The sequence below is a fragment of the Beijerinckia mobilis genome, assembly GCF_000745425.1.
Classification (GTDB): Bacteria; Pseudomonadota; Alphaproteobacteria; order Rhizobiales; family Beijerinckiaceae; genus Beijerinckia; species Beijerinckia mobilis.
The window spans coordinates 92,368-117,739 of record NZ_KN050689.1 but is presented as its reverse complement, the minus strand read 5'-3'; the positions used below and the strand labels follow the sequence as shown (position 1 = coordinate 117,739).

23 protein-coding genes and 1 CRISPR repeat array are annotated in these 25,372 nt (G+C 61.3%); of the genes, 15 read left to right on the top strand and 8 right to left on the bottom strand.

The genetic code is table 11. From position 1 onward, the window contains the following. Nucleotides 1–54: 54 nt before the first annotated feature. Nucleotides 55–1,044, bottom strand: coding sequence for an SDR family NAD(P)-dependent oxidoreductase (locus tag DL88_RS19680; protein ID WP_051956174.1), 990 nt, complete (start codon nucleotides 1,042–1,044; stop codon nucleotides 55–57). 173 nt (nucleotides 1,045–1,217) lie between these two features. Here DL88_RS19680 and recQ point away from each other — a divergent pair, with 173 nt between their 5' ends. The 6 genes from recQ (at nucleotide 1,218) to DL88_RS18755 (ending at nucleotide 8,652) form a co-directional block, all read left to right on the top strand. Further along, nucleotides 1,218–3,155, top strand: a complete 1,938-nt coding sequence (recQ, locus tag DL88_RS18780; RefSeq protein ID WP_305953032.1) for a DNA helicase RecQ — start codon at nucleotides 1,218–1,220, stop codon at nucleotides 3,153–3,155. A 49-nt stretch (nucleotides 3,156–3,204) separates the two neighbouring features. After that, nucleotides 3,205–4,692 (top strand): MFS transporter, encoded by a 1,488-nt coding sequence (locus DL88_RS18775; RefSeq protein WP_034999626.1) that lies wholly within the window; start codon nucleotides 3,205–3,207, stop codon nucleotides 4,690–4,692. 66 nt (nucleotides 4,693–4,758) lie between these two features. Further along, nucleotides 4,759–5,226: a 3-hydroxyacyl-ACP dehydratase FabZ gene (gene fabZ / locus DL88_RS18770; RefSeq protein ID WP_034999623.1), complete on the top strand. Its 468-nt coding sequence runs from the start codon at nucleotides 4,759–4,761 to the stop codon at nucleotides 5,224–5,226. Nucleotides 5,227–5,440: 214 nt separating this feature from the next. Then, a CRISPR array of direct repeats spans nucleotides 5,441–6,073; the repeat unit is 32 nt; unit sequence GTCGCTCCCCGTGCGGGAGCGTGGATCGAAAC. A 575-nt stretch (nucleotides 6,074–6,648) separates the two neighbouring features. Continuing rightward, on the top strand, nucleotides 6,649–6,927 hold the full coding sequence (locus DL88_RS18765) for an acyl carrier protein (protein ID WP_034999620.1): 279 nt from the start codon (nucleotides 6,649–6,651) through the stop codon (nucleotides 6,925–6,927). Then, the gene (locus tag DL88_RS18760) at nucleotides 6,924–8,222 is read left to right on the top strand and encodes a beta-ketoacyl-[acyl-carrier-protein] synthase family protein (RefSeq protein WP_084705296.1); all 1,299 of its coding nucleotides are present in this window, start codon (nucleotides 6,924–6,926) and stop codon (nucleotides 8,220–8,222) included. The genes DL88_RS18765 and DL88_RS18760 overlap by 4 nt, the downstream gene beginning before the upstream one ends. Nucleotide 8,223: 1 nt before the next feature. Beyond that, complete coding sequence (locus tag DL88_RS18755; RefSeq protein WP_034999617.1) at nucleotides 8,224–8,652, top strand: hypothetical protein; 429 nt, start codon at nucleotides 8,224–8,226, stop codon at nucleotides 8,650–8,652. Nucleotides 8,653–8,729: 77 nt separating this feature from the next. Here the strand turns inward: DL88_RS18755 and DL88_RS20995 are convergent, their stop codons facing one another. After that, on the bottom strand, nucleotides 8,730–8,861 hold the full coding sequence (locus DL88_RS20995) for a hypothetical protein (protein WP_280949217.1): 132 nt from the start codon (nucleotides 8,859–8,861) through the stop codon (nucleotides 8,730–8,732). Nucleotides 8,862–9,056: 195 nt separating this feature from the next. On the opposite strand from DL88_RS20995, the gene DL88_RS18750 reads away from it, so the two are divergent. Next, on the top strand, nucleotides 9,057–9,953 hold the full coding sequence (locus DL88_RS18750; protein WP_034999800.1) for an MIP/aquaporin family protein: 897 nt from the start codon (nucleotides 9,057–9,059) through the stop codon (nucleotides 9,951–9,953). A 136-nt stretch (nucleotides 9,954–10,089) separates the two neighbouring features. Here the strand turns inward: DL88_RS18750 and DL88_RS18745 are convergent, their stop codons facing one another. From DL88_RS18745 to DL88_RS18725, 4 genes are all read right to left on the bottom strand, one after another. Beyond that, on the bottom strand, nucleotides 10,090–10,794 hold the full coding sequence (locus tag DL88_RS18745; RefSeq protein ID WP_051956173.1) for a glutathione S-transferase family protein: 705 nt from the start codon (nucleotides 10,792–10,794) through the stop codon (nucleotides 10,090–10,092). A gap of 100 nt (nucleotides 10,795–10,894) precedes the next feature. Further along, on the bottom strand, nucleotides 10,895–11,785 hold the full coding sequence (locus tag DL88_RS18740) for a LysR family transcriptional regulator (RefSeq protein WP_034999613.1): 891 nt from the start codon (nucleotides 11,783–11,785) through the stop codon (nucleotides 10,895–10,897). Between the two features lie 266 nt (nucleotides 11,786–12,051). Next, nucleotides 12,052–13,041 carry a thioredoxin-disulfide reductase gene (gene trxB / locus DL88_RS18735; protein WP_034999611.1) on the bottom strand — a complete coding sequence of 330 codons (990 nt, stop codon included), beginning with the start codon at nucleotides 13,039–13,041 and terminating at the stop codon, nucleotides 12,052–12,054. A 398-nt stretch (nucleotides 13,042–13,439) separates the two neighbouring features. Then, nucleotides 13,440–13,964 (bottom strand): DUF992 domain-containing protein, encoded by a 525-nt coding sequence (locus DL88_RS18725; protein WP_034999605.1) that lies wholly within the window; start codon nucleotides 13,962–13,964, stop codon nucleotides 13,440–13,442. A gap of 526 nt (nucleotides 13,965–14,490) precedes the next feature. Here DL88_RS18725 and DL88_RS18720 point away from each other — a divergent pair. Beyond that, nucleotides 14,491–14,916 (top strand): GtrA family protein, encoded by a 426-nt coding sequence (locus DL88_RS18720; protein WP_051956172.1) that lies wholly within the window; start codon nucleotides 14,491–14,493, stop codon nucleotides 14,914–14,916. Between the two features lie 185 nt (nucleotides 14,917–15,101). On the opposite strand, the gene DL88_RS18715 is transcribed toward DL88_RS18720, so the two are convergent. Further along, nucleotides 15,102–15,347 (bottom strand): YodC family protein, encoded by a 246-nt coding sequence (locus DL88_RS18715; RefSeq protein WP_051956171.1) that lies wholly within the window; start codon nucleotides 15,345–15,347, stop codon nucleotides 15,102–15,104. Between the two features lie 245 nt (nucleotides 15,348–15,592). Further along, the gene (gene hemF, locus DL88_RS18710; protein WP_034999794.1) at nucleotides 15,593–16,498 is read right to left on the bottom strand and encodes an oxygen-dependent coproporphyrinogen oxidase; all 906 of its coding nucleotides are present in this window, start codon (nucleotides 16,496–16,498) and stop codon (nucleotides 15,593–15,595) included. Nucleotides 16,499–16,788: 290 nt separating this feature from the next. Here hemF and DL88_RS18705 point away from each other — a divergent pair, with 290 nt between their 5' ends. The 7 genes from DL88_RS18705 to cas2 all read left to right on the top strand — a co-directional run bounded on the left by DL88_RS18705 (nucleotide 16,789) and on the right by cas2 (nucleotide 25,035). Next, entirely contained in the window at nucleotides 16,789–19,167 is a 2,379-nt protein-coding gene (locus DL88_RS18705; protein WP_051956189.1) for a CRISPR-associated endonuclease Cas3'', read from the top strand. Between the two features lie 225 nt (nucleotides 19,168–19,392). Beyond that, nucleotides 19,393–20,100 (top strand): type I-C CRISPR-associated protein Cas5c, encoded by a 708-nt coding sequence (cas5c, locus tag DL88_RS18700; protein WP_034999602.1) that lies wholly within the window; start codon nucleotides 19,393–19,395, stop codon nucleotides 20,098–20,100. Next, nucleotides 20,097–21,947 (top strand): type I-C CRISPR-associated protein Cas8c/Csd1, encoded by a 1,851-nt coding sequence (cas8c, locus tag DL88_RS18695; protein WP_034999601.1) that lies wholly within the window; start codon nucleotides 20,097–20,099, stop codon nucleotides 21,945–21,947. The genes cas5c and cas8c overlap by 4 nt, the downstream gene beginning before the upstream one ends. Continuing rightward, nucleotides 21,944–22,945 carry a type I-C CRISPR-associated protein Cas7/Csd2 gene (gene cas7c, locus DL88_RS18690; protein WP_051956170.1) on the top strand — a complete coding sequence of 334 codons (1,002 nt, stop codon included), beginning with the start codon at nucleotides 21,944–21,946 and terminating at the stop codon, nucleotides 22,943–22,945. Before cas8c ends, cas7c begins: the two co-directional genes overlap by 4 nt. A 35-nt stretch (nucleotides 22,946–22,980) precedes the next feature. Further along, complete coding sequence (gene cas4, locus DL88_RS18685) at nucleotides 22,981–23,691, top strand: CRISPR-associated protein Cas4 (protein ID WP_034999788.1); 711 nt, start codon at nucleotides 22,981–22,983, stop codon at nucleotides 23,689–23,691. Further along, nucleotides 23,688–24,722, top strand: a complete 1,035-nt coding sequence (cas1c, locus tag DL88_RS18680) for a type I-C CRISPR-associated endonuclease Cas1c (RefSeq protein WP_034999598.1) — start codon at nucleotides 23,688–23,690, stop codon at nucleotides 24,720–24,722. Before cas4 ends, cas1c begins: the two co-directional genes overlap by 4 nt. Nucleotides 24,723–24,744: 22 nt before the next feature. Beyond that, the gene (gene cas2, locus DL88_RS18675; RefSeq protein ID WP_034999596.1) at nucleotides 24,745–25,035 is read left to right on the top strand and encodes a CRISPR-associated endonuclease Cas2; all 291 of its coding nucleotides are present in this window, start codon (nucleotides 24,745–24,747) and stop codon (nucleotides 25,033–25,035) included. Nucleotides 25,036–25,372 lie beyond the last annotated feature (337 nt).

Sequence of the window (25,372 nt, the reverse complement as noted above, 5' to 3'; positions counted from 1 at the left end):
CGCGATTGCGGGACATTATAGGGTGCAACGGTAACGCGGGCCGTCGTCGAAAAATCACTTCTCCCGTTTCTTGACGATCTCCGCCATGCTCAAGGCGCCTGCGACGCCGAGCGTTCCGATTGCGAACGTTGCGAGCGGATGCAGGCCCGCCCATTTGCGCAGGGGTGGCGAAGCAGGTGGCTGAGTGGAAGATTCCACGGCTGGCGACAATGTCTGTTGCGCTTGCGCCGGTGATTCCATCGCGGCGAAAGTTGTTTTTTGGTCCGCACCTGAAGCACCCCGAAGATAGCGCGCTGTAAACCAGTCGATGAGATCCGGCAGGATCTGGGCGGCAAGGGCGCTTATCCATTCCGGAGTTTTGGCCGGATTTTGGGCTTCACCCTCTTTCGTAACATGCTCGGCCGCCCGCAGAACCGTTCTGGCGATCTCTTCCGGCGTGCCTTTCTCTTCAATCACCACCAGCGAAACCGGCGCGCCTTCCGCCTCTATTTCCTCGCGCAGCGCGGCGATGATGCTTTTGAGCGCGTCCTTGCTCGCGCGATAGGCGGCGCCTTGATCCTGCGACGCTGTATCCGCGCCAAGCGCGATCAGTGCGCCGCCATTCTGCTTGAGTATCGGCAGCGCGATGCGCGCACCATTGACGGCACTCCAGAAATTGATTTCGTAAAGCTGCCGCAATGCGTCTTCGCTGATTGTCTGGAGCTTGTCTGGCAGAGAGGCTTCGACCGTCTCTATCCAGCTGTCGAAGCCGCCGAAATGGTCCACCGCGGCATCGGCAATCTTCTGCAGATCGTGAGCGCGGGTCGCATCGGCCTCGACGGCGAGAATCTGGCCGCATGCGGCTGCTGTATCGAGCTCCACGATGAGCCCGTTGAGCGCATCGCGCTGTTGCGCGGCGAGCACCACCCTGGCGCCGCGCGCGGCGGCCGCCCGGGCGATGGCGCGACCTCTGTCGCAATCGGCATCGGTGATGACGATTACCTGTTCGGCGAGCGGTTTCAGGTTCAGGGCCGGTTTCGGAACAGCGGTCGCAGCAGCAGTCATAAAGCCTCCTCATCGCGCTTGAAGCGAACGATCGAGCGGCTGGTCGCGTTCCCGCTGCCCGCGCGCTTGAACCGGCCGTTTGCCGGTTTTCTTGGCTGGCAAACAGGGGTAAAGCAAGCGAATCGATAGGTGCCCGACCGCGCTCTCCCTGGCGCCGACCAGCCGGATCCCCCTTGCAGATTCCCGATGCAGCCTTCCCTTGCAGACCAGCGATGAATGCCGATCTCGATGACGCCCGGCGGGCCTTGCAGGATGTTTTCGGCTTCGCCGATTTCCGGCCCGGACAGGCGGAGATCCTCGAAGCGGTGCTTGCGGGCGAGAATGTGCTCGCCATCATGCCCACGGGCGCCGGCAAATCGCTCCTCTACCAACTGCCCGCTTTGTTGCGTCCCGGCCTCACTATTGTGGTCTCGCCGCTGATCGCCCTGATGCGCGATCAGGTGGAGCAATTGAAGCAGCGCGGCATTGCCGCCGCCGCGCTCAATTCCACCAATAGCGGGCAGGATAATGCGATGATCGAGGCGGGGCTTCTCAAGGGCCGCTACCGCCTCGTCTATGTCGCGCCCGAGCGTTTCGTGCGCGCCGATACGCTCTCGCTGTTGCGACGCTCCGGTGCGCATCTCCTTGCCATCGATGAAGCCCATTGCGTCTCGCAATGGGGGCATGATTTCCGGCCCGAATATCGCGCGCTGGGCGACAGCCTCGAGGCGCTAGGCCGCCCGCAGGTGGTGGCGGTGACGGCCACCGCCGATGCGCCGACGCGCCAGGACATTATCGACCGGCTGTTTCGCGGCTCTCCGCGCCAGTTCATCCGCTCCTTCGACCGGCCAAACCTGCGCCTTGCGATGCAGCGCAAGGTGAAGCCGGTACAGCAGATTCTGGCGATGGTCGCCAGGCACAAAGGCGAAAGCGGCATCATTTATTGCGCCTCCCGCAAGGGGGTCGAGAAGCTGACCGAGATTTTGAGCGCGGAAGGCATTTTCGCGCTGCCCTATCATGCGGGCCTCGCGCCCGAAATCCGCTCAGCGCATCAGGATATGTTCGTGCGCCACGAGAATGTCGTGGTCGTCGCCACCATTGCCTTTGGTATGGGCATCGACAAGCCGGACGTGCGTTTCGTCTGCCATGCCGATCTGCCGGGCAGTATCGAGGCCTATTATCAGGAGATCGGCCGCGCCGGGCGCGATGGCCTGCCCGCCGATACGCTGACCCTCTTCGGCGAGGCGGATATCAGGCTGCGCGAACGCCAGATCATGGAAGGTGATGCCTCGCCCGAGCGCAAAAGGCTCGATCGGCGCAAATTGCAGGAATTGATCGCCCTTTGCGAATCGCCGCGCTGCCGCCGCCAGACCCTGCTGGCCGCCTTCGGCGAAGCCTCCGAACCTTGCGGGCATTGCGATATCTGCGAGGGCAAATGGCCGCTCTTTGATGGCGTCATCGCCGCGCAGAAGCTGATGTCGGCGATCATCCGCACTTCGGGCCGGTTCTTTTCCGGCCATCTCGCCCATCTGCTCATCGGCCATGCGACCGAGGCGATCAAGCGCCACAGCCACGATCTTTTGCCGACATTCGGCGTCGGGCGCGAATTCTCCCTTACCGAATGGCGCAGCATCTTCCACCAATTGCACGCTTTGAATCTGATCGAACAGGATGAGGACGACCGCGATCGCTGGCAATTGACGCCCGCAGGCCGCGCCGTGCTGCGCGGTGAAGCCGAACTGCTGTTGCGCGGGGAGATGCAATTGCCCTCCGGCCGCAGCGCCAATATCCGCAAAAGCCTGCGCGAGATCGAGACGGCGGCGGATGATGATGCGGACATGCGCCAGCGCGCAGAATCGGCGTTCCAGCGCAGCCGTTCGTCGGTGCTCTCGCTTGATGATCTCACCGTGGATCAGGCGCGCCTATTCGCCGCGCTCAAGGCCGAGCGGCTGGCGCTCGCCAAGGCGCAGAAACAGCCGCCTTTCGTCATTTTCCATGATGCCGTGCTGGTCGAGATCGCACGGCAGGCGCCGCGCGACGAAGCGGGCCTTCTGGCGATCAATGGCATCGGCCCGGCGAAGGCCGCGCGCTATGGCGAGGCGATCCTCGCCGTGGTCGCGCGTGGCAAATGACGCGTGGCAAGTGAGATGCGCGGAAGTGAGGCGAGCGGTGAGAAACGTCATGAACGAGGAAACGGCGCCACCACCACTGACCCGCCGGGAAATGCTGTGGATCTTCTCGGGCCTGCTGCTCACCATGCTGCTGAGCTCGATGGACCAGACCATCGTCGCCACGGCCATGCCGACGATTGGCCGCGATCTCGGTGATGTCGACCATCTGCCATGGATCGTCACCGCTTATCTGCTGGCGGCGACTGCGGCGACGCCGCTTGGCGGCAAGCTCGCCGATATTCATGGGCGCCGGATCGTGCTGCTCGGCGCGCTCGGCCTGTTCTTTCTGGGTTCGATCGCCTGCGCCTTGTCGGGCTCGATGACGGCTTTGATCCTCGCGCGCGGGCTGCAGGGGCTCGGCGGTGGCGGACTGATTTCGCTGGCCCAGACGATCATCGCCGATCTCGTCACCCCGCGTGAGCGGGCGACCTATCAGATTTATATTGCCTCCGTCTTCATGGCATCGAGCCTCGGCGGGCCGGTGCTCGGCGGTTTTTTGGCAGAACACGGCCATTGGTCGCTGATCTTCTGGATCAATATTCCGTTCAGCCTCGCGGCGCTCTTCATGAGCGGCAAATATCTGAAGAAATTGCCGCATTATGAGCGTCCGCACCGCCTCGACCTCGCCGGCGCGGTGCTTTTGCTCACCGCCACGACGAGTCTTCTGCTGGCGTTGAGTTCGGCGGGCCAGCGTGGCTCGGGCGTGCCTTTCGTCCTTGGCCTCTTCCTTCTCAGCCTTGCGAGCTGGTGGGCCTTGATCTTGTGGCTGCATCGCGCCGAGGAGCCGCTGATTCCCATCAGCCTCCTGCATGATGGCGTTGTCGCGCGGGCGACGCTTGGCGCCTCGCTCAGCATTGGCGTCTTCATCTCCCTGTCCATCTACATGCCGCTCTATTTCGAGGCGTTGCGTCATTTGAGTGCCAGTGAATCCGGCCTTGCCTTGCTGCCGCTGATGGCTGGAACCGTGGTCGGCGCGACCCTTTCGGGGCGGCTGATGGTGCGCATCGCTCATTACCGTCTGGTGCCTTTGTGCGGCATCGCCATCGCCTTTATGGCGACCGTGGTTCTGATTTTTGCCGCTAGCCGCTTGGCCTTACCGGCTCTGTCGATCCTGCTCGGCTGCGTCAGCCTGGGGCTCGGGCTGGTTCTGACCATTTCCACCGTCGCGGTGCAGAATGCGACGCCATTGCATCAGCTCGGCACCGCGACTGCGGTGATGAATCTCTGCCGCCAGCTCGTCGCGGCGATCATCGTGGCTGTGTTTGGTGTGATGATCCTTGGCGCGGGACGGGGCGCCGAGACGCTTTCCGCCGCCGGTCTCGACGCCGGGGAAGCGGCCGCGCTTGGCCTATCTTATACGCGTGTCTTCATCGCCGCCGCCGGTCTCATGGTGCTTGCCTTCATCGCTTATCTGCGTCTTGAAGAGCGGCCGCTGGTCGGTTCGCGCGCCAGTGCCTCCTCCACCACCTCGGCCTCCCACGGAGAGAGCGAAGCGTGAGCAAGCCTGCTTCCGCTTTGCAAGATGATGCTGTAGAGCGAAAAGCGCCACAACAGGGAGCAAAGAATGTCGCAGGTGGAAACCGCCACGCTTGAAACATTGGATATCCTTCGCCTGCTGCAATCGCTTCCGCACCGCTATCCATTTCTGATGGTTGACCGGATCGTCGAGGCGAATGGCGATGAATCCGGCATCGGCATCAAGAATGTCAGCGTTAACGAGCCGCAGTTTCAGGGCCATTTTCCCGAGCGGCCGGTGATGCCCGGGGTGCTCCTGATCGAGGGCATGGCGCAGACGGCGGGGGCGCTCTGCATCAATGCGCATTCCGCTGGTGTGAAGCCGCCGGTCGTCTATTTCATGACGATCGACAAGGCGAAATTCCGCAAGCCGGTCACGCCGGGCGACCGTGTCGAGTTTCACATGCGCAAGACCGCCAACCGCAAGAATATGTGGTGGTACAAGGGTCAGGCCTATGTCGACGGCACCCTTGTCTGCGAAGCGGAGATCGCCGCCATGCTGGCACCGGAGAAATAGGATTTCCGGAGAGGGGCGGGGCTGGCGGCAAAAAACCGGCGCGAACCGGAAGCATGTCCTTGCGCGGTCGCAGGTTCGTGCTCGCGCATCGCTTTGAAACAGTAAGAAGATTTCTCACGCATGACGGGTAAGGGCTCTGGCTTGTGCGAAGGCGGCGGCAGTTCGCGCGAATGGCCCGGTTTTCCCAATCAGCGGAATGGTTTATGAGCGGGAGGTCGCTCCCCGTGCGGGAGCGTGGATCGAAACGTCGAGAACAGCAGCGCGAGTGCTCTGCTGCCGAGTCGCTCCCCGTGCGGGAGCGTGGATCGAAACGGATTCATCTGATCTGTCATGTTCCGACTTTGCCACTTGTCGCTCCCCGTGCGGGAGCGTGGATCGAAACATCGCGCGGCCCTCATCGGTGGTTGATGAGGCTTGTCGCTCCCCGTGCGGGAGCGTGGATCGAAACGCGCCAGATCGGGGGAGAGCGTGGGCACTTGCAGGGTCGCTCCCCGTGCGGGAGCGTGGATCGAAACCGCATTAACGATCGGGATCATCACATCATGATCTTGTCGCTCCCCGTGCGGGAGCGTGGATCGAAACCTATGCCCGGTGGCGCTGGCAATGGTTCGAACTCGTCGCTCCCCGTGCGGGAGCGTGGATCGAAACGGTCGCTGTAGCTCTGGAAATATCTTTGACGTCGTCGCTCCCCGTGCGGGAGCGTGGATCGAAACCGCCCCACGATGGTCGTGGAGTCCATCGTTGAACGAGTCGCTCCCCGTGCGGGAGCGTGGATCGAAACCGGCACTTGCAATGCCGCGCTAGCGTCAATGAAGGTCGCTCCCCGTGCGGGAGCGTGGATCGAAACCTTGAGGGAAGAACCGTCGCGCAGCGATTGCAGCGTCGCTCCGGAGTCCCCTTTTGGAACCGTGATTTTAAGCACCCGATCCTATTTCAGCGTAAGCCTAATCGCTCAGGATCCGGCGCCTGCCCTTAGCCTAGGCGAGAATCGGCAAAGGCCCGGTGTGGCGGAGGCGCCGGGATTTTTGCCTTGGCCCCGGGCGATAAAAACGATAAGCCGAAGCAAGAGCAGTTTCGCAGGGACCGCTGTTCATGCAAGCACCGGATGGCGGCGTGATTTCCCTGCCCCGCCGGAGCCTTCAAGCGGCTCCTGGAGCAGTTCGGATGTTTCCGAACCGCTCCAGAGACAGGTTTCGGGGCTCAGCCGTTGCGCTGGCGGCGAAGCTGTGCTGCGGCGAGGGGAAGGCCATGCCGCCCCGTGGCTGATGGTTCAGCGCGCGGGAGCCCGGGCTGGGGGCTATACTCTCCAGTTTTTGTCAATGCATCGAACCTGCCCGAAGAGTGGTCTCCACTTTCCAGTTTGATGCTGTAGGGTGCCATTGGTGGCACGAATGCCATTGCTTGCGTTAGGGGGAGTCCTCGGTGGAGCCGAACGTTCTCGATCAAACCGAACTCGTCAATCAGATTCTCGAGGTGATCGTCAGCGAGGGGATGGTCGATCGTGAAAAGGTCACGCTCGATGCGACGATCGAGAGCCTCGACCTGAAATCGGTCGATATCGTGATGATCCTCACGGCGATCGAGGAAAAATTCGACGTCTATATTCCCATGGACGCGCCGTTTCATGAAGCGGGCGACGTCAAGGGCCTGATCGACGCGATCGCGGCCTATATCATCAAGGAAAAGTCCAAGACCGAATGACCAAAGAAGGCGGAATGAACGGGGCCGGAGGAAACAACGGGGTGCGGGCGCCGGGCGACAGACGCGTTGTCGTCACCGGCATGGGGGCGGTCTCGGCCGCCGGCGTCGGTGCTACGGCGCTCTGGCAGGCGGCACGTGAAGGGCGCAGCTGCATTGCCGAGACGCAATTCGTGCGGCCCTATCGCGGACGCATCCGCCAAAGTGCCCAGGTGAAGGATTTCGTGCCGGAAGAGCATCTCTCCAAGGATGTGCTGCCGCTCTGCGATCCGGTGACGCAATATTTGCTGGTCGCGGCCGACGAGGCCATGGCCCAGGCAGGGCTCGACCGCACAGAGCGGCAGGGACCGCGCACCGCAACGATCATCGGCACCGGCATCGGCGGGATGCATACGCTTGAGAATGGTCTGCATCTGGCCCTGATCGAACAGGGTCGGCCCTATCCGCTGACCGTGCCGAAACTGATTCCAAGCTCCTGTCCCGCCCATGTCAGCATCCGCTACGGGGCGACGGGACCGAGCTTTGCCGTGGCCAGCGCCTGTTCCTCGGCGAGTCAGGCGATCGGCATCGGCGCCCATATGATCCGCGCGGGCCTTGTCGATCGTGCGATCGTCGGCGGCACCGAGGATTGTCTGACCAATTCCTCGCTGCTCGCCTGGGAAGCCTTGCGGGTGCTGACGCCGGATTTCTGCCGCCCGTTTTCCAAGGGTCGCAACGGCATGGTGCTCGGCGCCGGTTCCGGCGTCTTCATTCTGGAGGCGGAGGACGTGGCGCGTCAGCGCGGCGCATTGGCGCTCGCCGAACTCGCCGGCTATGGCACCTCGACAGATGCCAAGGATCACGTGCGCTCCGATCCGCAGGGGGCCGCCGCCTCGATGGCTCTGGCGCTGCAGGATGCGGGCATCGCACCGGACAGCGTCGATTACATCAATGCGCATGGCACCGGCACTTTCATCAACGACACCAATGAGGCCGAGGCGCTCGGCATTATTTTCGGAGAGAAAAAACCGCCGATTTCCTCCACCAAGCCGATCCATGGCCATGGTCTTGGCGCGGGTGGCGCGCTGGAACTGATCGTGACCGTCAATGCGATGCGTGAAGATATTGCGCCGCCGACGATCAATTTCCGTGAGCCGGATGAAAAATGTCCGGTCGATGCCATTCCCAACGAGGCGCGCGCCATGCCGATCCGGGTGGCTTTGTCCAATTCCTTCGCCTTCGGTGGCATCAATGCGACCCTCGTGGTGCGCAAGGCCGGGGGACCGGGAGCCGGGACAGGCGAAATTACGGCGGCTTGAGATGGCTGCAGCCGCGCCCCTCTTCCCTGAGTGCGAACTTCAACTCGACCCTTATGCGGTGCGGACCGGCCGCGCCGAGGTCGAGGCCTTCGCGCGGGCGACCGGCTGGACCGGCCCGATCGACCGCGTGCCCTTTTCCTTCCCCTTCACCTGGTTGACCGGCCCCGTCCCGCGCGGCGCTATCCTCCGCCTCATCGGCTCCGGGCAAAACACTGAGGAGCACACTGGAGCGGCGCTCCTGCCGGTCCATGAGAGCCAGACCTTCGAGAGCCGCCGTGAATGGCGGATGGATGAAACCTACCGTCTGTCTCTCGTTCTCCGGCGCGAAAGCGAACCGGCCCGGTTGATCCTGCGCGGCACCGTCTCGACTTTGGAGGATGAAAGCTGCGCGACGCTTGAAACGGTGCTGCGGCTCGTCACGATCTCTTGAACCTATCCGTGCCTTTTTGCGCGCACGAAGCTGACGATGCTTCGAGCCCGTTGCGATGACGTTGCCTTGCGGCACACCTACAATTCTCTGAAAATAAAGAATTTTATTGCGTGAAGATGCGGCTGGAGAGAGCACAGGCGTTCCGCCATTGCCTTGATGATCTCGTCATTGCGAGGAGATATTTTCAGGCAATGCTGCAGCGCGGTCATGAGATGTTCATCCCGGATCGCTGATGCTGCCTTCCGCCGCATCCACATCCTTTCGGGGCTTCACCCGGCATTCACCCGCTGTGGGACCCCAAGGCGATGGCGGCTCGGTGTGCCTCGACTTCGCGTCCGCCCGCCGGATTCGCATGTCCGGTCTCTCCCGGATTCTTCTGGCAATTCTTGTTTGGGAATGCGCTCGTGCGTGCTCCTCACCTGCATCTTCCGCATTTTCATCTGCCGCTGCAATTTCGTGACCGGCCTCTGGCAGGCGAGCCGGCGCCCGAGCGGCCGTTCCATTTCAAGCTCTATATTTGTGAGAGCCTTGCCACGGCGATTCTGATGATCTTCGGCATCAGCTCCGTCACACTGCTGACCGCACCGGGAAGTCCGGTTGCTGACGTGCTGAGAGCATGGCCGCACCTGCAAATCGCGCTTTGCGGCCTGTTTTTCGGCCTTTCCGGGTCGATCGCCGCCTATTCGCCTTTCGGCAAGGTGAGCGGAGCGCATATCAATCCGTCTGTCACCCTCGCTTTTCTACTGGCGGGCAAACTCGTCTGGCTCGATGCGCTCGGTTATTTCGTTGCCCAGATCATGGGCGCGATCGAAGGCACCCTGCTCGTTTCCCTGTTCGGCGATGCGGTGGGGATTTGGGGCCATTGGGCGGAGGAAGCGAGCTTTGCCGCGACCATACCCAATCCTGCCGTCAGTGTGTTGCTGCCGCTGTTCTCGGAATTCTTCGTGACGGCGCTTTTGATCGGCATGCTCTACTGGCTCGCCTCTCATAAGGAAATGCGCTGGCTGACACCCTGGGCCGGAGGGCTGTTCTTTCTGGTGATGAATCCGCTGACGGCATGGCTGTCCGGCAATAGCGTCAATCTTGCCCGCAGCTTCGCGCCGGCCGTCTTTTCGGCTCAGTGGAGCGACTTCTGGATCTATATCATCGGCCCCTTCGGCGGATCGGCGCTCGCCGTCTTCTGCATCAAAAGCCAGATTTTCGGCCGCATCCATCTGTCCGAGGCGCGGCTCATCAATTTCGGCCACAAAGGCCGTGTGCCTTCCCTTGCCAATCCTGAAGTGAGCACTGCGAGCCTTTGAGCGCGCCTCGCGCGGGAGGGATGACAGCCTCCCGGCAAGTTTCGTTGGTCACAGCCTGTGTGATGACCAACGAGATTCGGCGCGAGGCCATGGCCTCGCGCCGATCCGTATTGAACCATATCCGACGAGGATTGATCTACCCGCCGATCCGGCAGGCCTTGCCGGCGAGACCGTCGAAACGGTCGAGCAGCCGCGCGCGCCAGCCATGCAGCGCCTCTTGTTCCGTGAGCAATTCCTGCGGGCTCACGCAACGTGCCCACATGAACATGCCGAACAGACAATAATCAGCATAGGCCGGCTCCTCACCGGCAAAGAACGGCTGGTCCGTCAGCGTGCGGTTGAGCGGCGCCAACACCCGCGTCAGCGTGGCGCGGTGGGCTTCTTTGTCCGCAACGAGTTCCTCCAATGTGCGGCCGAAGAATTTCTCCCGCGTCGCGCGGAAATAGGCGCGATTGGGATCATCGAGACAGGCTGCGATATCGAGAAGGACCAGGGGACCTATAGCCGGCGCAAGGACAGTGTCGGCATAGGTGTTGAAGAAACGGGTCAGCGGAATGGCCTGTGGCGCGCCGAACAGGCTCGGGCGGTCGGCATATTTCTTTTCGAGATGCAACGCGATGCGCCAGGAATCGGCAATCCATTCCTCGCCATCGACGAGCACTGGAACCCGCTCCTGTTGCGAGGCCGCGATCGCTTCCTTCTCGATGAAGCGCCAGGGCAGGGTCGTCACATCGAGCCCCTTATGTGCCAGTGCCATGCGGATTTTCCAGCAGAACGGGCTGAAACGCAGGGCCGGATCAGCGCCGGCGAGATCGTAGAGAATGAGCGACGATGGAATCATTGGAGCCTTTTCCCGATAATGTTGAATTATCTAGTGATTCCCTTGTTTTGAAAGGGCTCCAGTTGTTGACTGAAGCGTTGCTGGATATATCCAAAACGCTCTAGAAATTCCATCTCTGTGCGCTTGAGACGAGAAAATCGCGAAACACCTGGATGCGGGCGACGCTTTTCATTTCCTCGGGATAGACGAGGTAGCATTCGAGTTCCGGCGTCACCGCATCGGTCAGAATCTGCACGATCTGGTTGGTGCGCAGATAATCCGGCAGGACACCGATGCCGACGCCTTCGAGAACGGCTTTCTGCAAGGCGATGATATTGGTGACGGCGAGCGCCGAGACGCGGGGATGTTTGGCATCGCGCCCGATATGCAGGGGCGCGTTGAGATCATCGAGATAGCTCGCCGCGCTGGTGGTGACATCATAGGAAATCAGCCGGTGATGATCGAGATCCTCGATGGTGCGCGGCTGGCCGTGGCTTTTCACATAATCCACCGATGCATAAAGGTGGTAGTGCACCGTGAACAGGCGGCGGCGGATGAGATCGGGCTGGATCGGTTCACGCAAACGCAGGGCGACATCGGCCGCGCGCATGCCGAGATCGAGTTCCTCGTCGGTCAGGATGAGGTGCAGCCGGATCTCGGGATAGAGATCGAGAAATTCGCCGAGGCGTGGTGTCAGCCAGCCGGTGCCGATGGCGACATTGGTGGTAATGCGCAAATCGCCATTCGGCCGTTCGCGGCTTTCGCTCAACCGCGTTTTGGCCTGGTCGAGCTTGGCCATCACATCCTGCACCGTCCGGTAGAGGACCTCGCCCTGTTCCGTCAGGATGAGGCCGCGCGCGTGGCGGTGAAACAGCGGCACTTGCAGGTCGGCTTCGAGCGCGCTGACCTGTCGGCTGACCGCGGACTGGCTGAGCCCCAGCATGGCTCCCGCATGGGTGAAGGAGCCGACCTTTGCCGCCGCGTGAAAGATGCGCAGCTTGTCCCAATCCACCAGTCTTTCCCCCCTGTTTTTCCGTTCCGGTCATGACCGCTTTTTTCAGGCGGACAATAGCAGGCTTGACGGAGGAAGAAAGAGAAGAGGCGCGAGCTTGACCATGCGAGGCGGCTTGTTTCGGGATTTTAGGCGGTGGATTCCTTCCTTCAGGCGGGATATGCGGCCGCATCCCGGCCCGTCAGCCAGGCGATGGCCGAACAGGGCTCCGGTGACACAGGGTCCAGGCGCGTGGAGGCCGGACGGCGAATCAGTCGCAGGCTTGCTTATTCCGCCGCTGCCGGTTGCAATTCGCCCTCTGCCAAGAGCCAGCGTTCGGCTTCAAGCGCGGCCATGCAGCCCATTCCGGCGGCAGTCACCGCCTGGCGATAGACATCATCCGTCACGTCTCCGGCGGCGAAGACGCCGGGAATATTGGTGGCGGTGGAATCGGCTGCCGTCCAGATATAGCCGCCCGTCTTCATGGTGAGTTGGCCCGAGAAGAGTTCCGAGGCCGGATGATGGCCGATGGCGATGAAGACGCCATGGGTGTCGCGTGCCGTTATGGCGCCGGTCTGGACATTTTTGAGCTGCACATGGGTCACGTTCGGCGGCTGTGGCGTGCCGCAAATCTCCTCCAGCGTGTGATTGAACAGGACCTCGACATTCGGCTGTTTGAACAGCCGCTCCTGCAGGATGCGCTCGGCGCGGAACCGTTCGCCGCGATGGATGATCGTGACCTTGCTGGCGAGATTGCTGAGATAGAGCGCCTCCTCGACGGCGGTATTGCCGCCACCGACGACAATCACCTCCTTGCCGCGATAGAAGAATCCGTCACAGGTGGCGCATGCCGAGACGCCATAGCCCTTGAAGGTTTCCTCCGAAGGCAGGCCGAGCCATTTCGCCTTGGCGCCGGTGGCGATGACGAGACAATCGGCCATATAAAGCGTGCCGCTGTCGCCGAAGAGACGGAACGGGCGCTGCCCGAGCTCGACAGAGACGATATGATCAGAAACGAGCCGCGTGCCCATATGTTCGGCCTGGGCCCGCATCTGTTCCATCAGCCAAGGGCCCTGGATCGGCTCGGCGAAGCCCGGATAATTCTCGACATCGGTGGTGATCATCAGCTGGCCGCCCATTTCGATGCCGGAAATCAACACCGGTTCGAGCATCGCGCGGGCGGCGTAGATCGCCGTTGTATAGCCCGCAGGCCCCGAGCCGATGATGAGGATCCGCGCGTGGAGGGTTTCGGTGGCGGACGCGGAGGGATCGGACATGAAGGCCTCGGGTTTGCTGATGGGGTTTAGAGCGTTTCGGATTTATCCAGAAACGCCCCGCTAAAAAACGAGCATTTTTGGAATTTATCGGAAAATGCTCGGATGGATGCGGTGCTCGACCTGGTCGACCCGTGATCGATGAAGCGAACCGGCCTTGGCTCCGATCCGGCCCGAATGATCGGCGGGTGCGAAGCAAGATCGGTGCAGCATCGGTGGCGGGTGGGGCTTGCACCGGCGCGCATCGGCCAGCCGGATATTACCAATGCAAAGGGCCGGCTGTCTGCCGGCCCTCATATAGTTGCTTTGTTTTTCCAAAGCGATCCTGCTCCCGCTGCGCGGATCCGTTTCGGGGTCGACGCTCGGAAGGATCGGGATTGCTTTGGGGATGACGGGGCAGATTACTTGGCGGAGGTCGGAACCGGCTCGAGCGTCAGCGTGCCGATGCCGGCGGCGAGGCTCAGGCCGCTCTGAGCGGTGAGGGACACCGGCTGCAGAGTGAAGGAATTGGCATTGCCGCCGACGAGCGCATTGGCGCCGATGCCGCCGCCGATCGCGAAGCTGCCGACCGCGCCGGTGAAAGTGCCCGCCAGGGGATAGCGCTGCTTGATCGGACCAGTGGTCGAAATGACGGTCCAGATCAGGCGGCCGGGGCCGGTCGCGCCAATATCAAGGCCGAAATTGCGGATGGTGCCGGTGTAGTTTTCGACCGGCAGACGGTGGCGGTGCGGGCGGAAGGAGCAGGACAGAGCCCGGTTGGCGGTAATGACGAAGCCGACGCCGGGAGAAATATTGCATTCGAGAACGCCGACTTCGAGCAGGCCCTGCTGCGGCTGCTGGGCGGCCGCGGGGGCAAGCGCCGCGGCAATACCACCAAGGCCGAAAACGGTCATGAGGGAAATCTTGGAAAGAATCTTGCTAAACATGTTTTGCACTCCTTGCCGTTCACTCCTGTCCGATCCGGACAGGGCTCAAGCGTGATTATGAGCAAGGGTCGCCGCGGCGTCCCCGTTTCCTGCCTCGAATCTGCGCCATTTCAGGAAAAACCATCATTCGAGAGACCGGATTCTCCATGCCAAAAGGAATCCGGCTTCAACGGCGGGCAAAGGCCACGCCTGTTTTGCCACACTGTCAATTGGTGACAAGGAATAGTCTCGGCCGCGATCGATTTTTTTCGCCGGTGTATTCAAAATACCAGACAGTGCGGTGGCGGTTTGCGACGCCGGACGGAGAGGACCCTGCACGTAAGACAGGCAGGGTTCAGGAACAGACCACCAGAATAACGCCATGCGCTTCGCCTAGAAGCTCAGGGCAATCGCTCGCGAATGCGCGGGTGATTCGCGCCTGCCGGGCGTGCTGGAACGTTGCGAATGGCGCCTGACCGCTCCATTTTACCGGAAAAAGCCGTTCCAGGCGTTGCATTTGCGTCGTGATGGTGGAGATGGAAGCGGAATGAAGGCTTCGTTGCGGCAATTTACAACCTTCATCGGCGTGGGTCTCTGCGCGGTTGTTATTCATTACAGCCTGTTGATCGGCCTCGTCGAAGCCGCGCATGTCGATGTCATTCTCGCGGCGCTCGCCGGTTATTGTGGTGGCGGCTTTTGCTCTTATTGGCTGAACCGGCGCCATACCTTTCAGTCCGACCGCTCCCACGCCGAAGCGGTCTGGCGTTTCGCCGTCGTGGCCGGCGTTGGTTTCTGTCTGACCTGGATTTTGATGCTCGGCTTCGTCAGGGGTCTGAGCATTCCCTATCTGGCGGCGCAACTCGTTACCACGCTCATCGTCATGTTCTGGAGCTTCGGCGCGCATAAATTCTGGACATTCGGCCAAACGGGGCCAGCCGTGGCGGAAAGCATCGCTATATTCGATGAAACCTGAGCCTCAAGACCAGGCGGTCAGGATTGCAACACCGGATCCGGCTCGGACGCGAGATGCGCTTGAGCGAAAGATTGGCGTTTGGCGGCATTGGCTGGAGCACCCCGCTGCTTCTGCCGCTTGAGGGGATGCTCCAAGACTTTTCCAGGATAAGGCTATTTCAAGCTTTCTGCATGGAAGCGGGGAGCCTATTGCCTTCGCCGCCGGCCCGAAGGGAGCGGCAGAGGTTCGTCTTCCTCGATTTCTTCGTCGTCCAGTTCTTCGTCGTCGAGGATGATCAATTCCAGGCAGATGGACGGAATCACGCTGGTTTTGACCTCGCCGCTGATTTCCGCGAACCAGACGCAGCGCACGCCGTCCGTATCGGTCCCCGATACTGTCATGGCCGGGCCGCCTGATTTCAATTGCACGATATCGCCTGGCTCGAAATTCATGATTGTGACCTCTCGTTCGGACCCCTGCGCCCTCCCATCGCTAAGGCCGATGCACCGGCAGGGACAGGCCGCGGGATGATGGATGATTTGGGCGAATTTTCAAATCATTCCGCCAAAGAGATGAAAATTGTTGCAAAAACCGCACAAAAACTGCGGGACAAGATCCCCATGCCGGAGGCGTAAGCGCAGCGGGATGGGGCTCATGCCGCGAATCGGCAGCGGAATTTGGTGCCGGGCCAATGGGTTCAGGGCCATTTGACGACTGGGGGAAGCGAGGACAGGATCGCCTCGACATTGCCGCCGGTCTTGAGGCCGAAGATCGTTCCGCGATCGTAAAGCAGATTGAATTCGACATAGCGGCCGCGCCGGATCAATTGCTCGTCGCGATCGGCCTCGGTCCAGGGCAGGACGAAATTGCGCCGCACGATCTCCGGATAGATCGCGAGAAAGGATTTTCCGACTTCCTGAGCGAAAGTGAAATTGGCGGTGAAGGCGGCCTCGTCCTTGACGTCGAAATAATCGAAGAAAATACCACCAATGCCGCGCGGCTCGTTGCGGTGTTTCAGAAAGAAATATTCGTCGCACCATTGCTTGAGGTGCGGATAATCGGCGACGTCCTTGTGTTTCTCACAAGCTGCATGCATGGCCGCGTGAAAATCCACTGTGTCCTTGTCGGTCTGATTGCGGCGCTTGTCGAGCATCGGCGTCAGATCCGCGCCGCCTCCGAACCAGCCCTTGGAGGTGACGACGAAACGGGTGTTCATATGCACCGTCGGCACATTGGGATTGACCGGATGGACGATGAGCGACAGGCCTGACGCCCAGAAACGAGGATCCTCGCTCGCGCCGGGGATCTGATTGGCGAATTCCGAGGAGAAACGGCCGAAGACGGTCGAGGCATGAACGCCCGCCTTCTCGAAGACGCGCCCGGAGAGCAGGGCCATGGTACCGCCGCCGCCCTCGCCGCCCTCGGGATTCTGGCGGACCCAGGCCTGCCGGCGGAACCGGCCGGGCTCGGGCTTGGCGCCGTCGAGGAAGGGGCCGGGCGCTTCCGCTTCGATCGTCTCGAACGCCTGGATGATCTTGTCCTGCAAGGTCTCGAACCAGGGTTGCGCCTCTGCCTTGCATTTGTCGAGAAAGGTCTGCGTCATCTTGCAAATGTCTCCGGAAGCAGCGGGCTGGCGCGGCCGGCTTGAGGCTTGCGCAGCCGGATTGGGGAAGGACCACAAAACTTTCAGGGCAAGACTTGTGGCGGCCGGCTGATTCTTTGGCACTACCATGCCCGCTGATGCCTGAAAACCCGGCAAAATGCCGAGGGGATGGGACTTTTTGTCCATGGCCGAGGCAATAGGGAGCTGATACGCCATTATCGTTCTGTAATTGGGGCGAATACCGAGATCGCTCTGCGATTCGCGTGGCCTTCCTCGCGCGGGGCATGGTGATGGCGGTATCATCTTCTGCTGATGGACATCCTTTCCGTTACGCGCATACGAAAAAGCATCGACCGTGCGAGGATTGGGAGCCGCTTGCCGACCATCTTGCGGCGGTGGCGGCGCGCGCCGAGGAATTTGCCGGCGTCTTCGGCTGTGCGGCGCTCGGCCATCTGCTTGGCCAATTGCATGATATCGGCAAATGTTCGCAGGCCTTTCAGGACTATCTCCGCCATGCCGCCGAGCAGGATGAGAAGGGGCAGGAAAAAAGACACGGCCCGGATCATTCGACAGCCGGTGCGCGCGAAATCGTAAAGCGCGTCAATAACTGGCTCGGCCGTGCGCTGGCCGCTGCAATCGCCGGGCACCATGCCGGGCTCGATGATCCCGGCCGTATCGACGAGCGGCTCGATCCTGCCAACTATAAAGAGGTGCCGGATTACGAGGGCTGGCAGGCTTATGCCGGTCCGGTCACCGAAGGCAAGACGCTGATGCCGACAGCACGGTTCCTGCCGTCGCAGCGCCCCGGCGTGCAGCAGCCTGCCTTCACGCAGGCCTTTCTCACCCGCATGCTGTTTTCCGCGCTCGTCGATGCCGATTTCCTCGAAACTGAAAAATTCATGCAGTATGGCGGGGTGGAACGCGGAATCCACGGTGATTTTCCCGCACTCGCTGCGCGGCTTGCCGCATATATGGAAGCGTTGCAGCAAAAGGCGCACGCATCCGATCTGAACAATTTGCGCGCCGCCATTTTGCAGACGGTCACCGGCAAGGCGGCGATGACGCCAGGCTTTTTCACGCTGACGGTGCCGACCGGCGGCGGCAAGACGCTCGCCTCGCTATCATTTGCGCTCAATCATGCCGCGATTCACCAGCGCAGCCGCATCATTTATGTCATTCCCTATACATCGATCATCGAACAGACCGTCGATGTCTTTCGCACGGCGCTCGATGACCGGACGATCGTGCTGGAACATCATTCGGGCTTCGATTGGGAGCGTGCTCCGGGCTTCGGCAAGATCGGTGATGGCGGCCTTGGCGGCGCACTCGGAAGATTGCGCCGCGCCTCTGAGAACTGGGATGCGCCGATCATCGTCACCACCGCCGTCCAGTTTTTCGAAAGTCTTTTCGCCAACAGGACGTCCGCCTGCCGCAAGCTGCATAATCTCACCAATGCTGTCATCGTGCTCGATGAGGCGCAGACCTTGCCGCAGCATGTGCTTCTGCCCTGCCTCGCGGCGCTCGACGAACTCGTGCGCAATTATGATGCGAGCGTGGTTCTGTGTACGGCGACGCGGCCTGCGTGGCGCAAACAGGATGCAGGGCTGCAAAGGCGCAAAAATGATGGCGCGAAGGAATGTTACGGGCTTGCGATTGCGGACGAAAACGAACTCGCACCCGATCCGCGTCATTTACACACCGCACTCAAACGCACGTGCGCCGAAATCCGCGCAGGCGTGACCACCAATGAGGAAATTGCCGCGCGTTTTGCGGAAAAGGAACGGATGCTGTGCATCGTCAACAGCCGCAGACATGCGCAGGATCTGTTTGCCCTTATCGAGCATATGCCCGGCGCGGCGCATCTGACGACGCTCATGTGTCCGGCGCATCGCCGTGCCGTGTTGGCCGGGTTGCGCCGTGATCTCGATGACGGCAGGCCCGTGCGTCTCGTTGCCACCAGCCTGATCGAGGCGGGCGTCGATATTTCCTTTCCTGAAATCTGGCGCGCCTGGGCTGGGCTCGATTCCATTTTTCAGGCGGCTGGGCGCTGCAATCGCGAGGGCGAATTGCTGCCGGTCCTCGGCCGCGTCGTCGTGTTCGAGCCGGAAGACGACAATCCACCCCATGAACTCAAGATTTTTCGTGAGGCGGCGCGAAGCCTTCTGGAAGATCATGGTGGTGATCTTCTCTCGCTTGAAGCCATCGCCGCCTATTTCAAAGAGCTCTATTTCCGCAAGGGGATCGAGTCGTTCGACAAGACGAAGATCAACGGGTGCGAAGGCGTGCTCCTGGCGATCAACGAGGGAGAGAATGGCCGCGCGCCGTTCAGATCCATCGCTGAATCTTTCCACCTTATTGAAGAGGTGATGGAGCCGGTGATCGTCCCCTGGCATGCGGATGCGCAGGACCACCTCGTCGATGATTTGCTGGACCGTGTGGTTTTTGCGGAGAAACCGCTGCAAGGCGATCTGCGGCGGCTGCAGAATTATACGGTCGGCATACCGAAGAAGATGCGAGACGAATGGTTTGCGCGCGGCGTCCTCACTCCCGTGCGCAAGGAATTCGGCGACGCAATGCTGAAATTGTCCGATCTTGCCCATTATGACCCGAAGCTGGGTGTGCGGCTCAATGAGCCATTGTTACGACGGTCGGAGGAAAATATTTTGTAACGGAAATGATATCCAAACGGCGCATGGTCATCGTTTACGTATGCGGGATGATGTCTCGCTGGCTCTGCCTCTCTCCTTCGGCGGATGACAGAGTGGCGCTTGCGGCTATAAATTTCAAAAACACTACGAATGTTTTAACTCTCTCTTAGGGTATCCCGCAGATTACTTTCATCAAAAGCCTTTTTCCTGCCTGAATGTATTTATTCATTGTTGCGAGGTCATCTGATGCCTTACGGAGTGCGCCTCCATGTCTGGGGGCCGCGGGCCTGTTTCACACGCCCGGAAATGAAGGCGGAACGTGTCTCCTATGATGTCATGACGCCTTCCGCCGCACGCGGCATTCTCGAAGCGATCCATTGGAAACCGGCGATCGTCTGGCGCGTCGATCGCATCCATGTTCTGAAACCGATCCGGTTTCAGAATTTCCGGCGTAATGAGGTCGGCGACAAGGCAAGCGCCGCGCTTGCCGGGCGCGCCATGCGCTCGGGCGAACTCGGCGGCATGGGAATCGAGATTCAGGCAAACCGGCAACAGCGTGCGACGACGCTGCTGATTGACGTCGCCTATGTTATCGAGGCGCATTTCGATCTGACCGGCAATCCCGGCAAAAACACGCCGGATAAGGATCTGGGCGAAAAGGACCTTGGCGCCAAACATATCGCCATGTTCAACCGCCGCGCGGAACAGGGCCAGTATTTTCACCATCCTTGCCTCGGCACACGGGAATTCGCCGCCGATTTTGCTCTGATCCCCGAGGGCGCGCCGCTGCCTGTCTGTGAACTTCCGGCCGATTCACGCGATCGCGATCTCGGTTGGATGCTGCATGATATCGACTTCGCCAATAACAATACGTCCCGCTTCTTCCGCGCGCGGCTTCAGGACGGGATCCTCGATGTCAATCGCTGTATTGCCGAGAGTGGATTGGCCGCATGAGCATTCTCGAAGCGCTCGATCATTATTACGATCGCATTCCCGATGCCGTGGCGCCGGGCTGGTCACGCGAGCCGATCGGCCTCGTCCTCGAATTGCGGGCGGATGGAACATTGAGCGAGGCCAAGAGCTGGCTCGATGGCCGCAAGGCGCGCATCGAATGCGTGCCCAAATGGTTCGGCCGCTCGGGCAGTGGCTCGACGCCTTATTTTTTGTGGGACAATGCCGCTTATGTGCTGGGTTTCGGCCCCAAAAATCCGGCCAAGGCGATCCGCGACCATGCGGCTTTCAAGGAATTGCATCTTGCCGAACTCGCCGGGGAAACGGATGCAGGGCTGCATGCGCTGGTGCTGTTTCTACAGCAATGGACGCCGGAGCGGATCGATGAACTGAAACGTGGCGAGAAGGAACTCGCGGTCAATCTCGCCTTTCAATTGAGGGGCGATGATTGCCTGCTGCATGAACGTCCGGCCGCGCGCGCCCATGTGGATCGATTGCGATCGAAGAAACCGGCGGATGAGATTGCGCCTGCATCACAGGATGCTCCGAAACGCACCCGCAAACAGGCAGCTGCCGATGCGCCTGCCGAAGGTTTCTGTCTCATCAGCGGTCGTAACGGCCCGCTGGTGCGCCTGCATCCCAAAATCAAGGGCGTGGATGACACCGCCTCGGCGGAAGTGCCGCTGGTTTCCTTCAATGTCGATGCCTTTACCTCTTACGGCAAGGAGCAGGGTTACAATGCGCCGACATCCGAAGCGGCCGCCTTCCGTTATGGCGCGGCGCTGAATACGTTGCTTGCGCGCGGCGGGCGCCATCGCCTGCGGGTGGGCGATGCCACCGTCGCCTTCTGGGCCGATGCCTCGGCGCTCGACGCCGCCATAGCGGAACAGGCGGCGCGACAGGCCGAGGATATGTTCCTTGGTGCTTTTGATGACCATGCGCCGGACGAAGCCGTGAGCGAGGAGGGCCAGTCCGCGCGGGTCCGCGAAAAGATAGAGGACCTCGCCGAAGGCCGGGCCGTCAAGACGCTCGATCCGGCGCTGAAATCGCAAATCCGCTTTTATGTCCTTGGCCTCTCGCCCAATGCCGCGCGTCTCAGCGTGCGTTTCTGGCTGGAGGATACATTCGGCGCGGTCGAGGCGGCGCTTGCGAAACATGCCGAAGATCTCGCCATAGAGCCCGTGCCCTGGCGCGGGCGGCCGCCTTCGGTGCAGCGGCTTTTGCTGAAAACCACCGCCTTGCAGGAGAAATGGGACAATATTCCCAAAAATCTCGCGGGCGAAGTTCTACGCTCCGTGCTCACCGGCACGGCCTATCCCCGCACTTTGCTCGCCACCGCGCTCATGCGTCTGCGCGCCGCGCCGCATCTCGCGCGTTTCGGCTGGCATGCTGCCGTCCTCAAGGCCGCACTCAATCGCTTTCACCCCGAGGAGCCCCTGCCCGTGTCGCTTGATCCCGACAATCCCAGCCCCGCCTATCACCTCGGGCGGCTGTTCGCCATGGTAGAGGCGGCGCAATATGCCGCGCTCGGCCGTGTCAACGCCTCCGTCGCCGACCGCTATTACAATGCCGCCTCCTCGACGCCCGCCCATGTCTTCGCGACTTTGATCCGTGGCGCGCGCACCCATATCGCTGATGCCCGCAAGCGGGGTCGCGGCCTGTGGATCGATGGGCATATGCAGGAGATCATCAATCACCTGCCGCCCGATCTCCCCAAAAGCCTGCATGCGGAAGATCAGGGCCGTTTCGCCATCGGCTATTATCATGAGCGCGCGGCGGGTTTCGCCAAGGCGAAGAAGGATGAGAACGGCGAAGAGGCCAATCGTGACAATGAGGATGGAACCCAATGACACATGCCGACACATTGGCTGAAAGCCGCGCCGACGCGCTGACAAAGCGTCACGAATTCATCCTCTATTTCGACGTCAAGAACGGTAATCCGAATGGTGATCCCGATGCCGGCAACATGCCGCGTATCGATCCCGAAACCGGTCTTGGCCTCGTTAGCGATGTCTGCCTGAAGCGCAAGATCCGCAATTATGTCGAACTCGCCAAAGCCGACGCGCCGCGCTATCGAATCTATGTTACCGAAGGCGCGATCCTCAACGAGAAACATCGCGAAGCCTATCTGCGGGAATATCCCGGCGACGAGACGGTGAAGAAGGCAAAGACCTTGACGCCGGATTCTGATGAACAGGCGGCGCGGATTCGCGATTTCATGTGCGATAATTTCTATGACATCCGCACCTTCGGCGCGGTGCTCTCCACCAAGATCAATGCCGGCCAGGTGCGCGGGCCGGTGCAGATCACCTTCGCGCAATCGGCCGAGCCGATCCTGCCGCTCGAAATCTCGATCACCCGCATGGCGGCGACGAGCGAGCAGGAAAAGAAGGAACGCGCAGAGGGCGATACCGGCGAGGAAAAGCGCGGCGACGCGCGCACCATGGGCCGCAAACATATCGTGCCCTATGGGCTCTACCGCGCCCATGGCTTCATTTCCGCGCCGCTCGCTGCCCATCCGGTCAAGGGCACCGGCTTTACCGAGGGCGATCTCGCGCTGCTCTTTGAGGCGCTGACCAATATGTTCGATCAGGATCATTCGGCGGCGCGCGGCGAAATGACGGCGCGAAAACTGATCGTGTTCCGCCATGCGAGCCAGCTCGGCAATGCCCCGGCGCATACATTGTTCGATCGCGTGAAGACGCTGCGCGCCTACAAAGGCGAGCAGCACCCGATCGGGGATGAACGCACCGGCAATTGGCCGGTGGCGCGCTCCTTCGAGGATTATCATATTGCGATCGACCGCGAGACCCTGCCCGAAGGCGTCGAACTCATCGAACTCTTGTGACTCCGCGACAGGAACCCGAAAGCGGGGCGGAAGCCATGCCGGCTTCCGCCTGCGTGCCGGCCGGTGAGGGTGGCCTCGATGATCCCATCCCTCTCTCGGCCATGCAGCACGCAGTCTATTGTCTGCGTCAGGCGGCGCTGATCCATCTCGAACAGGCGTGGGAGGAAAATTTCTTCACCGCCGAAGGCCGCGTGGTGCACGAGACTGTGCATGAGCCGGGATTGCGGCGGGTGAAGGGGCTGCGCCGCGTCACCGGCCTGCCGCTCGTCTCGAAACGGCTTGGTGTTGCCGGTATCGCCGACCTCGTCGAATTCCGCAAGGATGAGGCGGGCGAGACGGCCTTTCCCGTCGAATACAAACGCGGCAAGCCGAAAAACCATCGCGCTGACGAGGTGCAGCTCTGTGCCCAGGCGTTTTGTCTCGAAGAGATGACCGGACGGCCGGTGCCGCAGGGGGCTTTGTTCTATGCCGGGACGAAGCGCCGCGTCATCGTATGTTTCGATGCCGGGCTGCGGCAGCTGACGGAGGCAACGGCGGCGCAATTGCGGGCTTTGTTTGCCTGCGGCCGCACGCCTCCCGCCGTCTGGCAGGCGGCGCGGTGCCGCGCCTGCTCGCTGCTTGATCTCTGCCAGCCAAAAACCTCGGGACAATCGGCGCTGGTCTTTCGCGACAGGATGATCCGCGAGGCACTCGACGGTGCGGATTCTCCCGGTGGAGATGCTGGGATGCGCGGGGAGAGCCCATGAAGAAGCTTTTAAACACTCTGTTCGTCACCACGGAAGGCATGGCCTTGCGCAAGGATGGCGAAAATCTCGTCGCCGAAATTGATGGCGCGGAGCGTTCGCGCGTTCCGTTTCACATGCTGGGATCGGTGATTGTTTTTGGCGCGATCCTCGTGTCGCCGCCGCTCATCCAGGCGCTCGCCGCTTCCGGTATCACGCTCGTCCTGCTCGATCGCGTGGGGCGTTTTCAGGCGCGGGTCGAAGGTCCCGTCAGTGGCAATGTCCTTCTGCGCCGCGCCCAATATCGCGCCTCCGATGCGCCGGACGAGATCGTGCGCAGTTTCGTGCTCGGCAAGATCGCCAATCAGCGCGCCGTGCTCCAGCGCGGCCTGCGTGATCACGGCGATGCCATCGCGCCGGAGAAAAGAACGCGGCTCGCGGGCGCGATCGACAGGCTCGGCGCGATCCTGCAAAGGGTCTCGCGCATACAGGAGGGCGCTGATGTCCTGCGCGGCGCGGAAGGTGAGGCGGCCTTCTGCTATTTCGATGTCTTCGATACATTGATTCGCGTGGATGAGCCGGAGTTGCATTTTCACGGGCGCTCACGCAGGCCGCCGCTCGATGCGGTGAATGCGCTGCTTTCCTTTCTGTATACGCTCCTGACCCACGATTGCCGCAGCGCCGCGGAAAGCGTGGGGCTCGATCCGGCGGTGGGCTTTCTGCATCGCGACAGGCCGGGCCGGCCGAGCCTCGCGCTCGATATGATGGAGGAATTGCGGCCAGTTTTCGCCGATCGGCTGGTGCTGTCGCTGATCAATCGCCGCCAGATCGGTGCCGCTGATTTCGAGACGCGCGATGGCGGCGCCGTCGTGCTGACGGACGCGGCGCGGAAAATCGTGCTGACCGCGTGGCAGGAGCGCAAGAAGGAGGAGCGGCGTCATCCTTTCCTGCAGGAAATGGCGCCGCTCGGGCTCGTGCCTTTTCTGCAGGCGCAGATGCTCGCGCGGCATCTGCGCGGTGATCTCGATGCCTATCCGCCGTGGTTCTGGAAATAATCGATGCGGATCGGAGGCATCCATGCTCGTGCTCGTGACATATGATGTACGCACTAGCGATCCAGGCGGCGCCGGCCGTCTGCGGCGGGTGGCCAAAGCCTGCCGGGATTATGGCCAGCGGGTGCAATATTCGGTCTTCGAGATCGAGGTCGATCCGGCGCAATGGGCGTTGCTCAAGGCGCGGCTCGAAAAGTTGATCAAGCCGGATACAGACAGTTTGCGTTATTATTACCTCGGCGCGAATTGGCAACGCCGGGTGGAACATATCGGCGCCAAGCCCGCGGCCGATCTCAATGGCGTGCTCATCGTATAGAAAATCCGAAGAGTCCGGCAGGGCGCACCGCGACCATCGTCTTCAGGATTGGATCCATGAAGGCGGGTGATGAAGACGTGTCGAAAGGTTTGAGACTGCCGTCTCTGGCGAGCCGTGATCTCGCGCGAACCCATAGCGTGACCGCCTCTCGGCGAAGGTTCGCGCAAATTGTAGCGCATTGGAAATAAATGTATTTCTTTCATAAGTGGTGGATGCGGCCGACCGATTGCGGGCGCCCGCTCATTGGTTCGCGCTATTGGGCTGATTTCTTTTTCAATCAGAGTGGGTTATCAGCAGGAGGTCGCTCCCCGTGCGGGAGCGTGGATCGAAACCACGA